This is a genomic window from Arenimonas aestuarii, from assembly GCF_054781715.1.
The window spans coordinates 212,986-227,038 of the sequence record NZ_BAAGTW010000006.1 but is presented as its reverse complement, the minus strand read 5'-3'; the positions used below and the strand labels follow the sequence as shown (position 1 = coordinate 227,038).

The 14,053-nt window shown below is 69.6% G+C and carries 8 protein-coding genes; 1 reads left to right on the top strand and 7 read right to left on the bottom strand.

Annotated features, from left to right (window positions below):
- The first annotated feature begins 78 nt into the window (after window positions 1-78).
- Window positions 79-5,625: an alpha-2-macroglobulin family protein gene (locus ACYVJH_RS10635; RefSeq protein ID WP_460454621.1), complete on the top strand. Its 5,547-nt coding sequence runs from the start codon at window positions 79-81 to the stop codon at window positions 5,623-5,625.
- A 92-nt stretch (window positions 5,626-5,717) separates the two neighbouring features.
- On the opposite strand, the gene ACYVJH_RS10630 is transcribed toward ACYVJH_RS10635, so the two are convergent.
- The 7 genes from ACYVJH_RS10630 to ACYVJH_RS10600 all read right to left on the bottom strand — a co-directional run bounded on the left by ACYVJH_RS10630 (window position 5,718) and on the right by ACYVJH_RS10600 (window position 14,044).
- Window positions 5,718-6,431, bottom strand: a complete 714-nt coding sequence (locus ACYVJH_RS10630; protein WP_460454620.1) for an OmpA family protein — start codon at window positions 6,429-6,431, stop codon at window positions 5,718-5,720.
- An 84-nt stretch (window positions 6,432-6,515) separates the two neighbouring features.
- Complete coding sequence (locus ACYVJH_RS10625; RefSeq protein WP_460454619.1) at window positions 6,516-8,858, bottom strand: M56 family metallopeptidase; 2,343 nt, start codon at window positions 8,856-8,858, stop codon at window positions 6,516-6,518.
- Window positions 8,855-9,277: a BlaI/MecI/CopY family transcriptional regulator gene (locus ACYVJH_RS10620; RefSeq protein ID WP_460454618.1), complete on the bottom strand. Its 423-nt coding sequence runs from the start codon at window positions 9,275-9,277 to the stop codon at window positions 8,855-8,857. Before ACYVJH_RS10620 ends, ACYVJH_RS10625 begins: the two co-directional genes overlap by 4 nt.
- 68 nt (window positions 9,278-9,345) lie before the next feature.
- The gene (locus tag ACYVJH_RS10615) at window positions 9,346-11,517 is read right to left on the bottom strand and encodes a prolyl oligopeptidase family serine peptidase (protein ID WP_460454617.1); all 2,172 of its coding nucleotides are present in this window, start codon (window positions 11,515-11,517) and stop codon (window positions 9,346-9,348) included.
- An 81-nt stretch (window positions 11,518-11,598) separates the two neighbouring features.
- Complete coding sequence (locus tag ACYVJH_RS10610) at window positions 11,599-12,162, bottom strand: hypothetical protein (protein WP_460454616.1); 564 nt, start codon at window positions 12,160-12,162, stop codon at window positions 11,599-11,601.
- 18 nt (window positions 12,163-12,180) lie between these two features.
- Complete coding sequence (folE, locus tag ACYVJH_RS10605; protein WP_460454615.1) at window positions 12,181-12,765, bottom strand: GTP cyclohydrolase I FolE; 585 nt, start codon at window positions 12,763-12,765, stop codon at window positions 12,181-12,183.
- Between the two features lie 46 nt (window positions 12,766-12,811).
- Window positions 12,812-14,044, bottom strand: coding sequence for a TCR/Tet family MFS transporter (locus ACYVJH_RS10600; protein ID WP_460454614.1), 1,233 nt, complete (start codon window positions 14,042-14,044; stop codon window positions 12,812-12,814).
- Window positions 14,045-14,053 lie beyond the last annotated feature (9 nt).

Sequence of the window (14,053 nt, the reverse complement as noted above, 5' to 3'; positions counted from 1 at the left end):
GGTTTTTTCTCTCTTGCGTTGACGAAACGACACCTCAATGCTCTGCTCGACCTGACCCCCAGCCGCGGAGCGGCCTGCATGCCGATGCGAATCCGTCTTGCCGCCAGCCTGTTGCTCTGGCCCCTGCTGGCCTCGGCCGATGCTCCGCCGGCGTTGGCCTCCGCGGATCTGTCCGGGAACAGCTTCGAGCTGGTGTTCGACCAGCCGATGATCACCTGGAACACACGAAGCCGCAGCAACGGCCTGGTCACCACGCCCGAGGCGGACTGCGGCTGGTACTGGACCGACGACACCACGCTGGTCTGCGAAACCTGGCATGGCCAGGGCACGCCGCTGCGCAAGGCCACGCCCTACCGTGTGGATATCGGCGAAGGCCTGTGGTCGCAGTCGGGAGCACCCTTTGCGCCGACATCGGTCACGCTGGTGTCCTCGCCGCCGGAGCTCGAGGCATCCGCCGAGGCCTGGGAGGCAGGACGGCCGACAATCTTCCTGCGCTCCTCACAGCCGCTGACGGCCGCCGCGATCCGCGCCGTGCTCGACGCGACGTTCGAACTGGAACCGATCGATTATTCGCTTGATCTGGTGCCGGAGGACGATGCGGGCTATCGCGAAGGCGTGAGCTACCGCTGGGTGCCCGCGGCGTGGCCGGACCGACCCGGACGCCTTCGCCTGTCGCTGCGCGAAGGACTGCGCTCACCGCTTGGACCGGCACGCGGCGAAGCCGACGAAGCGCTGCTCACCGTCGGCATCAACCTGCCCTTCCGGCTGTCGGCCACGTCCTGCGTCAGTCAATACACGCGCGTGGTCGCTGGCGAGAAGGTGGCCTGCGACGCCGGAAGCGACGTGCTACTGCTTTTTTCCCGGCGACCTTCCGATGCCGCGCTCGAGCGAGTCTGGGCTTCCCTGCCGAAGGGGCTGACCCTTGCCGAGGACGCGCGCGACTGCAACTACCAGTGTTTCGCCCATCGCACGGACAACGGTGCGCCGGCGCACGCGATCCGACTGAGCAGCACGGCCGCAGGCCAATCGCTGGCGTTCGAACTGCCGGCGGGGCTGGAGGCCAGCGACGGCGGCCGACTCGTCGGCCGGACGACGGTGAATCTCGACTTCGCCCCCTGGCCACCGGGCTTTCGCATCGAGCCCCAGGTCAGGCTGGCTTTGCCCGGGTCGGAAAGCGCGAGCGCGGTGGAAGCCCGAAACCTTGCGGAACCGGCCCTGTGGCGGGAGTTCTCGATCGGCCGGCGGCTGCGCCAGGCCAAGGCCACGCTGGACGCGCAGGACACGACCGAAGTTTTTTCCTTAACCGACGCGCCCGAGCCCAGCTGGGGCGTCCTGCGTCGCGGCGGCCTGTCCATCGGCGGCGTCGATGCCGGCAACGCTGCGCGTGCCACTGCGCTGCCCGCCTTCCAGCTGCTGGTGAACCGGCACGGCCAGGACCTGTTGGCCTGGGCCACGGAGTGGGCCGACGCGACGGCCATCGTCGGCGCGCACGTCGACCTGGTTGAGCTTTCGTCCCACGGGCGCCTGAAGGTGCTGGCGACAGCGGACACGGGGCCCGACGGCGTCGCCCTGCTTTCGTTTCCGGAGGTCGCGGACGAAAGCGGCTCGCTGCTGATGGTGCGCGCGACGCAGGACAGGCGGGTCACGATCCTGCCGCTGCACGGCATGACGCGAATCGACCTGCAGGCCTCGGCGAGCGACGACACCGTCGAATGGCGCGATAGCCCGCGTCGCTTGGGAATCCCGCGCTTCGGCGTCACCGACCGCCTGCTCTACCGCCCGGGCGACAGCGTGTACTTCAGAATGTGGCAGCGCGAACGCCGTTTGAACCACCTGCACCGGCCTGACGCCGGAACGCCGATGGAACTGGCGCTGGGCGAACCCTCCGAGGCGCCCGTACGCACTTGGGAAGCCAGCATGGACGCCTGGGGCAGCGTGTCGGGCGAGGTGCAACTGCCGGCGAACCTGCGCGACGGCAGTTACTGCATCAACGAGGCGGACGAGCTCGCGCAATCATGGAGTTCCATGGGTGCCTGCTTCGAAGTCAGGCGCTTCGAGACGCAGGCCCTGTGGGCCAGGTTGTCGGTACCGATAACGATGCAGCGTCCCGGTAGCCGCGTGACGCTGGCGGCTGAAGCTGGCTATTACTCGGGTGGTCCCGCCGCCGGGGCCCGGCTCCAGGTCTTCGGTTTGCTGGTGCCCTTGGACTTCACCGAGGTCTATCCGGCATATGCCGCGTTTCGGTTCGTAGACGCCGGTGTGCGCGGCGCCTCCGAAGCGGACCCGCTGGCCGCGACCGAGGTGCCCGCCACCGTGGACGCCCGCGGGCGGGCGGATATCACGTACGTGGTGCCGGCCACGCTGGAACACCGGGACGACGACAGCAACGACATCACGCCGCTTGCCCTGGCCCAGATAAAACTCAATTCCTCGCTGATGGTCGGCGGCGAAGCCGGCGCTTCCAGCCCCACCGCCGACCTGCGCATCGCCGCCTTCGAAAGCTACGTCGGACTGCGCAGCGAGGATGACTGGCAGGCAATGGACCAGACGCCGGTGCTCGAAGCCGTGGTCGTTGGCCACGACGGCGTAGCGCGACCGGGCCGGCCCGTCGAGGTCCGACTGGAAACCACCGACCAGGAAACGCCCGAGGTGCTGGGCCGCTGCACGCTGGTGTCCGGCACGCCGTCGCCCTGCGCGATTTCCGTCGTCAAACCAGGCCGATATGTTTTCGTCGCCGAGTCCGGCGAAGCCGCGCCAACGCGCTTGAGCCGCTGGTTCGGACGGTTCGTGCCCGAAGACGACGAAGGCGAGGCAGCCGAACTTACGCTGGTGCAGGCCAGCGACGGCGAGTCGGCGGCGCGTCTTCGCCTGCGCCAGCCGCACGCGCAGGCCCGCGCCTTGTTCGTTCTCGAATACGACCGCGTGCTCCGGCACTGGACGCAAACGGTGGGCCCGGAAACCGCGATCGACGTGCCCGTGACGTCGGCGCTGGCGCCAGGCGCGACGCTTCGCGTGATGCTGCGCCCGGTCCGGCCCTCCGCCGAACAAGGCCTGGAGACCGCCACGCTGGACGCCGCGATGCGCTTGGACATCCCGCGCGCCGGGCAAGGCAGGCTGGCGCTGACGCTTGCCGACGAGACGCTGGCGCCCGGCGATCAGTTGCGCATCGGCCTGCACAATCCATCCGGCCAACCGCGCCTGGTGGTGGTGTCGGTCGTGGACGATGCCGTGCACCAGCAGATGGCTTACTTGCACGAGCGGCTCGATCCGGAACTCCCGGAGTTCCTGGGCAGCCTGTCGGCCTGGGGCGAAGGCCACTGGCACGGGCTGGAGGCCTGGGAGTGGGTGCCCAACTTCTTCCAGAGCCAGGACAACATCGTTGGGAAGCAGCCAGTGATGTTCAAGCCCGGCAGTGACGTGCTGGATACGATCGAGGTCACGGGCAGCCGGATCAGCCGCGGCGAGATCTTCAGCGACGAGCCCGCCTACGAGGTGCTGGCGCGTGAGCCATCCTCCGCCCCCGGACGCGACGCCCCGCGCGTGCGCAGGAACTTCCCCGACGCGGCGTACTGGAACCCCGGAATCGAACTGGCGCCGGGCGAAACCCGCGAACTGTCGGTCACGCTGCCCGACAACCTGACGCGTTGGCGGGTCATCGCCTGGAGCAGCGACCAGGCGGAAGGGTTCGACCTGACCCAGGCCACGGCCACGACCAGCCTGCCGGTGGAGCTGCGCTTCGGACTGCCCGCCCGCTTGTTCGAAGGCGATCGCGCCCAGGCCAGCGTGTCGGCACGCAACGCCACCGACACCACGCAGGCGATGAGCCTGAAAACGGCAATCGACGGCGCAGGGCTGGCCCGCGTGGACGAAGCCGCATCCGAACTGGCGCCGTTCGCGGCCATGAGCCGTGACGTGCCGCTGCAGCCGACCGCCGCCGACACCATCGACCTGCTGGCGCGCGCGGAGTCGGCCGCGGGCCAGGATGCGATCTCGTCGCGTGTTCCGGTGCAGTCACGCTGGGCCGACGTGCTGCTGCCGCAGGCCGGCTGGCTGGTGTCGCCGGTGTCCCTGCCGCTGCCCGCGCTGCCGGAAGGCGCCGAGGCAGCGACGCTGCACGTCGAAGTGTCGGGCGGCACCGGCGCCTGGCGCGCGCACTGGCTGCGCGACCTGCGCGACTACCCGCACCGCTGCTGGGAGCAGACCCTGAGCCGCGCCCTGGGGGCAGCCCTGGCGCTGCAGGATGCCCAGGACCACACCGCGTGGCCTGACGCCCAGGCGGTGGTGGACGAAGCCCTGGCGGCGGCGCCAGGTTTCCGCGACGAAGAAGGCCATTTCCACTTCTTCCCGCCGTCGGAGCCCTGGAAATCGCGTGGCAACCTGCTGCTCGACGGCCACACCCTGCGCCAGCTCGGCTGGCTGCGGCGCCTGGGCCAGGCCGTGCCGGAGCAACTGCATGCCGATCTGCGCATCAACGTGTTGGACCAGGCGCAGCAGGCCGCCAAATCCCGATCCTCGAGGGAACTCGAAGCACTGGCCGTTGCCGTCGCGGCGCTGTCCGAGGATGGCAAGGCCGTTCCCGCGCCGGCCCTGCAGCGCCTCTGGCAGGACTGGGGACGGCTGAGCTGGCACGCACGCAGCGAACTGGTGATCGCGCTGTCCGCGGTTCCGGCGTTCGCCGGGGAAACCTCCGAAGGCCTGGCGCGCCTGTACGACGCCGGCGAGATGCGCGGCTTACGACGCGTGATCAGCGATCCGCGACCGTTCGGATGGGCCATGGGCTCGGACCTGCGCGACCAATGCGCGGTGACGCACGCGCTGTGGATGCTCGACAAGCAACCGGACCGGCTGCCGCAGCGGCAAGCGTTCCTGCGCGGCCTGCAGGACCTGTACGCCGGCGGCACCGCCAGCCAGGACACGCAGTCGAGCCTGTATTGCCTGATGGCCCTGCGTGCCGTCGATGCCGCGCCGGGCAGCGACACCGCTGCCGCCACCGTGCAGCTAACGCACGGGCCGGCCTCGGCCGCGATGTCGGTGAACGAAGAACGCCGCCAGGACACCTGGCAGGGCAAGGCCCAGGCCAGCACGCTCGAGCTAATGCCCGCCGGTAACGCGCAGGGCACGCTCAACTACGTGGCGCAATTTCGCTACCGGCAGGACCAGGCCCAGGTCGAAGCACGCAGTGTCGGGTTGGCGATCGAGCGCCGCTACGCCGTGCTGCGCGACGGCCGCTGGCAGCCCCTGCGCAACAGACCGGCCCGGCGCGGCGAGTGGATCCGCGTCACCCTGCACCTGCAGGTGCCGGCACTGCGCCACTTCGTGGCCATCACCGATACCGTGCCCGGCGGCTGGTCGACGCGCGATGTCGGCCTGGCCGGCGTCGCCGGTGCCAACGTGCGCGAGGTCGCGAACGAGGGCAGCTGGTGGTTCGACACCCGCCAGACGGGCGCCACGGAAGTCAGGCTTTACGCCGAAACCCTGCCTCCCGGGTCCCACGAGGTGCATTACTTCGCGCAGGCCCAGCATCCGGGGCGCTATTTCGCGCCGCCGGCCGTGGCCGAGCTGATGTACGGGCGCGCCAGCCGCGCGAACACGGTGGGTAGCTGGGTGGAGATCGTGGCCGAGTAGCATCGGGACTGAGATCCCGCCCACACCCGCCAGTCCCGGCCACAAGAAAGCCCCGGCAATGCCGGGGCTTCTTTTTGCGTCAACGGCTGCGGTCAGTCGTTGCGGATCGGCACGATCGTCATCTCGACGCGGCGGTTCTTTGCGCGGCCCGCTTCGGTGTCATTGCTGGCGATCGGGTAACGCTCGCCGGCACCGGTGATGATCAGGCGCTGGCCGCTGATGCCGCGGCCGGTCAGGTAGTTGGCCACGGCCTGGGCACGTTCGCGCGACAGCTTGTCGTTATAAGCGTCGCTGCCGATGCTGTCGGTATGGCCGGCGACCTCGATCAAGGTCTGGTCATACTCGCGCAGCGTGTCGGCCACGCGGTCGAGCACCGAGTAGGCATCGCGGTTGAGCGTGCTGGAGTTGAAGGCGAAGGTGATCGCCTCGGGCATGTCCAGGGTGATGTGGTCGCCGTCGCGGACCACGCCGACGCCGGTGCCCTGCATGCGCTCGCGCAGCGCGCGCTCCTGGTTGTCCTGGTAACGACCGATGGCACCGCCGGCCAGGCCGCCGACACCGGCGCCGATCAGGGCGTGCTGGCGGCGCTCGGTGGCGTCGTCTCCGCTGAGCAAGCCGGCCACGGCACCGACGGCCGCGCCGATGAGCGCACCGCGCTGGGTGCGGTTCATGCCGTCCCGTTCGGGTTCGGGCTGCTGCTGCGGCGGCGGGTTGGATCCGTAATAGCCGCCGCCCGTCGTGGTGCAGCCGGCGAGCAGCGCAGCCGAGATGGCGGTGGCGATGAGCACGTGGTTTCTAGTTTTCATGGCAGTACTCCTGGAAAGGGGTGGAGATGCCAAGGGAGCATGCACCCATCCGCGTGCCTTTCGGTGAAGCGGCGCGGGAAGGGTTCAGGTACCTGACTGGTCCACCCCCGCCACCGCGAAGCGGTCCAGCGCACGTTCAGCCTGGCCACGTTCGTGGTCGGAAAGGCGTCGCGCCACCGCCCGGTAACGCGCGATCAGTTCCGGGTCCGCCGGCATGACCGCCGCGAGGACGCGCAACACCTGCGTGGTCTCGTGATCGGAACCAATTTCCTCGAGCGAATCGAGCACGGCGCCGGCAAGCGACGCGTCCACGGCCCCGCCCGCGATCAGGGCGCCAAGTGCCTGGCGCTGTTCGTAGTCCGAACCCACGCCCGCCAGCAGCGCGAACCAGGCGTCCCGCGCCCCGGCATCGTCGCGCGCCATGGGGACCGCCTGTTCCAGGATCTTCCGGGCTTCGTAGTCGCTGCCCACGGACTGGGCACTTTCGAGCGCCATCCGGGTAGATTCGGGCTCGCTGCGAGCCAGCAGCGCGGAGAGCACCTTGCGCTGTTCGTAGTCGCTGCCGATGCCGGCAAGCACCTCGCGCCAGGCGATCAGAAGATCACCCTGGATGCTTTGTTTTTCGACCAACGCGATCAGCAGCTGGGACTGCTCGTAATCCGAGCCGATCTTGCTGGCCAGGCCCAGCAGCTGTGTCTGGGCGGCGTCCGTCAGCCCCATGTTTCCAAAGCCCGCTTCCAACACGCGGCGCAGCGCATGGTCCGAGCCGATCTTGCCGGCCAGTTCCAGGGCACGGGCAAATCCGGCATCGTCCAGCGGCGCTTGGCTGAAGAGTATCTGCAGGTACCGGCCGCGCGAATGGTCGCCCCGGATGCGGTCGATTTCGGTGAACAGGGCCTCCAGTCCACCCTGCGCAAGGATGCGCCGGGCGCGTTCTTCGGCCTTGAACCCGGATTCGCGCAGCACGTCGGGCAGGGCCGTGGCGAGCCAGGCACGGGCCTGGGCATCGAACGCCTGCTTGCGCCCATCGACGCGGTAGTCGCGGGTCATGCCGCCTTGTGCCGGCAGGATCCGCAGCGAACGCTCGACGCCGTCGCGCTTCACCGACAGTTCGAACTCGGCGTCGTTCGCCATGCGGGTTACGTCGTCCTCCGCGGCGGTGAATTGGATGTCGCCGCGCAGGGTCAACTCCTGCCGTTCGCCCGTGCGGCCGTTGCGATGCAGGTAGTGGTCCCTGCCGTTGGAGTTGGTCACCGACGTGCCGGTGAAAAGCCCGCTGAAAAGACCCTCGGCATGGGCCGGATTGGCCACGCTGGTGATTGCCAGGCCGGGCAGGGCAAGGGCGGCGGCCAGGCCGACGGCCACGGCGGTACGGCGGAGCGAAGCGGGGATGGGACGGGGCATGGGGGTTTCCTCCAGCAGGTTCCTGACGCGGCGGACCACGGGGCCGGGTTCGGCGGCCATGGCCACGGCCAGGGTGGGGGTGATGGTTTGTGGTGCCTTGCCCCGGGCGAGGCAGGCCGCCAGGCATTCAGCCAGCGGGCGGCCGCTGCCGCACAGTGCGGCGGCGCGTTCGTCGCAGGCGTCTTCGGCCAGGGCCTCGAGCCGGCGCAGGGCCAGCCAGGCAAGCGGATGGAAGTACAGCGGCAGCACGGCCAGGCGCTGGGCCAGGCGCCAGGCCGGGTCGTGGCGCTGCAGGTGGGCCAGCTCGTGCGCCAGCAGGGCCCGCTGTTGCGCCGGCGACAGCTCGTCCACCCAGGCGGGCAGGAGCAGGCGGCGCCCGGGCAGGAGCATCGGGCTGGCGAGCCCCTCGAGCAGGCGCAGGCGCGGCAGCTGTTTGAGTTCAAGCGCCTGGCCCAGGTCCGCGGCCAGGGCCGGCAGCCGAGAACCGGGGCGCGGAACCGTGCCGGGCTGCCGGCGTGTCCAGCGCATCAGGCTCCAGGCCTGGCGCAGCAAACGCAGGGCGACGGGCGCGCCACCCAACACCCAGGCCAGCACAAGCAGGGCCGCTGTCGGGCCGGGCAGCCGCCACGGCGCCGGCGGGAAGGACGTTTCGGAGGGGCGCGGCGCGCTGTTCGGCGCGGTGCTTTCCCGCGGGACGAGCACCCGCGGCAGGCCGGACTCGCCGGGCAGGGTCGCGCGCAGGGCCTGGCGGGGGTCAGGGCGCTTGTCCGTGGCCGGGGCAAGGGAAGCGGCGGGCGCTTCCTGCGTTCCGCCCCACCCGCCCATCGTCGGCAAGGCCGGTGCCGCCGTAGCCAGCACCGAGGACAGCAGCGCGCCGAACAGCGCGCCGCGCCAGGCCAGTTCGCGCCAGCCGGGGTGGCGCAGCGCGCCCAGGCGCTGCAGGCCCCAGGCCAGCGACAGCAGCACGGTGGCGTGCAGCGCCAGGGTCAGCAGCCATGAAAGCAGCCCGTCGAGCGCGCTCATGACCGGTCCCGGCCTTTGCCAGCCGGCTTGTCCAGCAGGGCTTGCACCTGCTCGAGGTCGCCGGGCGCGACCTCGCTTTCGCTGACCAGATGGGCCAGCAGGGCGCGGGGATCCCCTTCGAACAGGTTCTGGATGAGGTCGCCGACCATGCTTCGGCGAACCTGCGATTCGCTGACGGTCGGCAGGTAATAGAGCTGGCGGCCGTCGCGACGCGCGGCCACCACGCCGCGCCGACCCAGGCGCGTCAGCACCGTGGCCACGGTGGTGTGGGCCAGGCCGCGGCTGTCGGCCAGGGCGGCGGCGACCTCGGCCACGCTGGCCTCGCCGCGCCAGAGCACGCGCATGACGTCGAGCTGCAGTTCGCTCAGCGCGACGCCGTCGGGGGAATCACCAGGGTTATCGCTGTCTTGGGGACTCACGGGCCTTCCTCTACACCTGTCGTTCTACGAGTGTAGTAGGAAGCGGCGCCCTGTCTACGGGCCGGAAGTCATGGGCTGGGATCGGGCGGCGGGAGCTGGAAGTCGGGATGGCCCAGCTGCCAGAACATGAAGGCCATCTGGTCGGTATCGAGCTGCACGTAGTCCACGCCGGCGTTGTGGCCGGACTCCCAGCCGATGTTCCAGAGCACGGGCTTGCCGTCCGGGGTCGCCGCCCGGGCGCGGGCGACCATTTTTCCGCCGACCCAAAGCGGAACCGTGTAGTCGGTGGCGCCGCTGCCGATCAGCAGGGCCGGCCGCGGCGCGCCGTCCAGAACCTGCATGTAAGGCGACAGGGCCAGGATTCTCCGCGTGCCCTCGGGCGTCGACGGATCGCCGATGTCCCTGATGCTGCGGGCGCCCGCCGCGGACTTGTCGGCCATGCGCCAAAGGTCGAACGCGCCCACCGAAAGCTGGGCAGCTCCGATGAGGTGGGGAGCTTCAAGCGCCGCCATTCCCATGGTCATGCCGCCACAGCTGCCGCCCGTGACGCCGATGCGGCCCGGCCGGGTGACACCGGAGCGCACCAAATCCTTGGCGACATCGATCGCGTCCTCGAAAGCAGCCGGCTTGTTGCGGTCGCGGCCGGCGCGATGCCAGTCGGCGCCCAACTCCCCGCCGCCTCGCAGCGCTACGCTGACGAAAACGCCGCCCCGTTCCAGCCAGGCCTGCAGCGAGGGCCAGTAGAACGGCTGGTTGGCCGAACCAAAACACCCATAACCATCCATCATCACGAAGCCCGATCCATCGCGCCTGGCCGCTTTGGCTTCGACGAGCGTGTAGGGGATGCGTTCGCCGTCACGCGCCGTGGCCCATGCCAGGCGGCTGACATACCGTTCGATCCGCGGCTCGGTCGTCATCTGTCCGAAGTCCAGCGCCGCCGGAGCCCCTTCCCCGGGATTTACCAGCCAGCCTCGCGGCGGCGTCAGCCAATCCACCTGGCTCAACCAGGCGCCCTTTCCTTCGACACCGGGCTCCAGCGAGGTCACCACGCCCTCCGGAAGCGCCACCGTGCGCGCACCTGCGGCATCGACGACGTGCAGCCGGGTGCGATTGAGCAGGTCCTCGGTGACATAGACGGCATCGTCCGCCGTGGCCATCAGGCGCAGCACGCCTTCCTGTTCGGGCAGCGCCACTTCCGGTTCGGGCGATGCCTGGGTCAGGTCAAATCGAAGCAGCTGGTGACGCGGGGCCGCCGGATCGATGACATAGAGCTGGTCACCAAGCACGCCGTGGCCGCGGATCAACACATCGGAAGCATAAACCCGGCGCGCTTCGGGCAGACCGGGCTCTTCAAGCGTGTGAAGATCGATCACCCACACCTCCCGCCCTTCCGGCATGCGCCTGAGAATCGCCAGCCAGCGCGGATGGGCCGCACCCTGCACGTACAGCGTGTCGGTTTCCGTGATCTGCGGCGTCAGGCCATATCCGAACACGCTTCGGTCGCGGGCAACGGCTTCTCCCAGGCGATGCAGGAGGACCTGCCCGCGACGCGCTCGTTCGGTATCACCCATCGCCTCGTCGGCGTCGGGCCGGCGCACATAGAGAAAGCCGGAGCTGTCCGCCAGCCAACGCGGCCTGAAGCCGTTGGCATCGGCCCACAGCGGCCAGGGAATCGCGTCGGGCAGAAGCCGCATGTGTTCAAGATCGAACACGCGCAGCGTGGGGTTGGCTTCGCCTTTCCGGGTAGTGCCGAAGCTGAGGTAGCGACCGTCGGGCGAAAGCACGCGCGCGGCATCGACCTCCGACCAGGGCCCGTCGGTCGCAGGCAGCTGGCCAAGCAGGTCCACTGGCCGCTCCGCCCCGTCGCGCCCGACCCGCGTGTACAGGGACAACTTGCCACCGTCGCCGGCGGTCCGGCGGTAGAGCCAACGTCCACCTTGCACCTGAAGGCCGCGGATGGCCATGCCGGGCGAATCCAGTCCGGCGATGCGCTGCTGCAAGGCCGCTCGCCCCGGAATGGCATCAAGCGTCGCGCGAGCATGGGTGGCTTCGGCCCGGGCCCAGCGATCGAAGTCATCGCCGCCTGCTTCCATCCACCGATATGGGTCGCGGATCTCCACACCGTTGACGGTTTCGGTCACGGGCTCGACGGGCGGCAGGGACGGGTCAACCGCAAGGGCAGGTGCCGCGCAGATACAGACAAGTGCGCCCAGCAAGGCGTCACGGATACCGACGGGCATGGGCTTTCCTCGTAGCGAACCGGCCTAATGTTGATACGCCACGCGCCCTGGGAGCCGGCCACACACCGGCCCGAGGCATGCTCAGGCCAGGTCGGACTGGTTCTGCAGGATCAGGTCGGCCAGCCAGGGCTCGCCCTTCTGGGTGAGCTCGAGTGGCGTCATCTGCCAGCCAGTCAGCACCATGGCTTCGGCAATGGAAAACTCCAGCTGTGCCTTGGTGAACTTGCGCTCGCCGGCGATCACCGCCTCGAGCACGGCGCGGCCAGGCATGGGGGCTTCCATTTCCGCGGACTTGGCGGCCTCGGCGGCGGAAGGGTCGGTGCCGCCGTTCTTCAGCAGCCATTCGACGCGGCGCTGGGCATCACTCTGCGGGTCCTTGCCGGACGGCACCTCGGGCACGGCCGCGGCCAGGATCTTTTGCAGGGTGTTGAGCTGGCCCATCACCTTCATGCGCGCCAGGTTGGCGGCGTCGCGGGCATGTTCGGCGTCCTCGACGTCCTGGCGCAGGCGGTCGCGCTGGGCGGACAGGGTGGCCATGTCCTTGTCCAGGGTGTCGAGCAGCATCAGCAGCTGGGCGGCCTGCGCCGGGGAGCCGGCAACGATGGCTTCGCGGAGGGCGTTGAGTTGGGCGCGGGGGTCGCTCATCTGGCGGCCAGTATAGACCTAGCGGCCGGGCCCGACATCGATGAAGCGCAGGAATTCGGCCCGGGTGCGGGCATCCTCGCGGAAGCTGCCCAGCATCTTGGAGGTGATCATGCTGACGCCACGTTTGTGGATGCCGCGCGTGGTCATGCACTCGTGCGCACCTTCCACCACCACGCCGACGCCGCGCGGCTGCAACACGTCCTGGATGCAGTTGGCGATCTGCGCGGTCATCTTCTCCTGCACCTGGAACCGGCGGGCGTAGGCCTCGACCACGCGGGCGAGCTTGCTGATGCCCACCACCTTGCCGGCCGGCAGGTAACCGACGTGGGCCTTGCCGATGATCGGGGCCATGTGGTGTTCGCAGTGCGACTCGAACTCGATGTCGCGCAGCACGATCAGCTCGTCGTAACCCTCGACCTCCTCGAAGGTGCGCGCCAGGTATTCGCGCGGATCGACGCTGTAGCCGCTGAACCAGTCGCCGTAGGCTTTCGCCACCCGGCGCGGGGTGTCGAGCAGGCCTTCGCGCGCGGGGTCCTCGCCGGCCCAGCGCAGCAGGGTGCGGACGGCATCCTCGGCCTGGTCCTGGGTGACGGGCTTGGTCATGGCAATCGCTCCTCGAACATGGCGCCCATCCTAACCCCGGCCCGTGTCAGGGCCGCGTGGTGGTGGCCCGCCAGGCCAGCAGGCCACCCAGCGAGACCATGACCGCGGCCAGCCAGAAGCTGGCGCCGGCCAGCGGGCCGCGCACCTGGTTCGCCGCCACGAAGGCCAGGGTCTGGGTGAACAGCGTCGGACCCAGGATGCCGGCGATGGAATTGAGGCTGCCGATCGCACCCTGCAGCCGTCCCTGCTCGCTCGGCGACACGCGTGCGGTCATCAGCGATTGCGCCGCCGGACCAGCCACGGCCCAGAGCGCCGCCACCGGCATCGCCGCCCAGAACCAGTAGCCGTTGGGCGCCAGGGCGTACATCGTGAATCCCAGGGCGCCGGCGCCGGCGCCGATCATCACCGTGCGCCGGTCACCGAAGGTGCGGGCGATGCGCCCGACCAGGCCTCCCTGCACGATGATCGTCAGCACGCCGACCAGCAACAGGGTCCAGCCGACCATTTCCAGGCCCCAGCCAAAACGATAGTCGGCGTAGAGCACGAAGGTGGTGGGATAGACCAGGTGCGCCAGCGCCATCAGGAAGCTGACGCCGGCCAGGCCGAACAGTTCGGGGTGCGCGCGCAGCATCTTCAGCGAGGCCAGCGGGTTGGCGCGCCGCCATTCAAAAGGCGCACGCCGCTCCGGCGGAAGCGACTCGGGCAGTACGAAATACCCGTAGCAGAAATTCGCCGCGCACAGCCCGGCCGCCACCCAGAACGGCAGGTGCAGGTCGACCGCGCCCAGCCAGGCGCCCATCACCGGCGCCACCGTGAAGCCGATGCCAAAGGCCATGCCCAGGCGACCGAATGCGGCCGAGCGCCGTTCCGGCGGCGTGACGTCGGCGATGTAGGCGTTGGCGGTGCTGAAGCTGGCCGAGGTGGCCCCCGACATCAGTCGCGCGATGAACAACAGCGGCAGTGTTTCGGCCATGGCCATGATCAGGAAGTCGATCGCCAGGCCGGCGTTCGAGACCAGGATGACCGGCCGGCGGCCGAAACGGTCCGACAGCGCGCCCTGCACCGGCTGGGCGAAGAACTGCATCACCATGTAGCCGGTGGCGAACAGGCCATGCCACATCGTGGCGTCGGCGATCTCGCCGCCGGTCACGCGCTTGAGCAGGTGCGGCAGCACCGGGATGATCAGGCCGAAGGCCATCACGTCCACCAGCACCGTGATGAAGATGAAGACCAGCGCCGCCCTGCGCACGCGCGGCACTCCCGGCAGGGACGCGTCCATGGGTCTTCC

Coding starts and splice junctions, on each gene's coding strand:
- ACYVJH_RS10625 (WP_460454619.1), bottom strand. CDS start 8,858: ATGAGCGCGCTCGACGGGCTGCTTTCATGGCTGCTGACCCTGGCGCTG.
- ACYVJH_RS10615 (WP_460454617.1), bottom strand. CDS start 11,517: ATGCCCGTCGGTATCCGTGACGCCTTGCTGGGCGCACTTGTCTGTATC.
- ACYVJH_RS10600 (WP_460454614.1), bottom strand. CDS start 14,044: ATGGACGCGTCCCTGCCGGGAGTGCCGCGCGTGCGCAGGGCGGCGCTG.
- folE (WP_460454615.1), bottom strand. CDS start 12,765: ATGACCAAGCCCGTCACCCAGGACCAGGCCGAGGATGCCGTCCGCACC.
- ACYVJH_RS10635 (WP_460454621.1), top strand. CDS start 79: ATGCCGATGCGAATCCGTCTTGCCGCCAGCCTGTTGCTCTGGCCCCTG.
- ACYVJH_RS10610 (WP_460454616.1), bottom strand. CDS start 12,162: ATGAGCGACCCCCGCGCCCAACTCAACGCCCTCCGCGAAGCCATCGTT.
- ACYVJH_RS10630 (WP_460454620.1), bottom strand. CDS start 6,431: ATGAAAACTAGAAACCACGTGCTCATCGCCACCGCCATCTCGGCTGCG.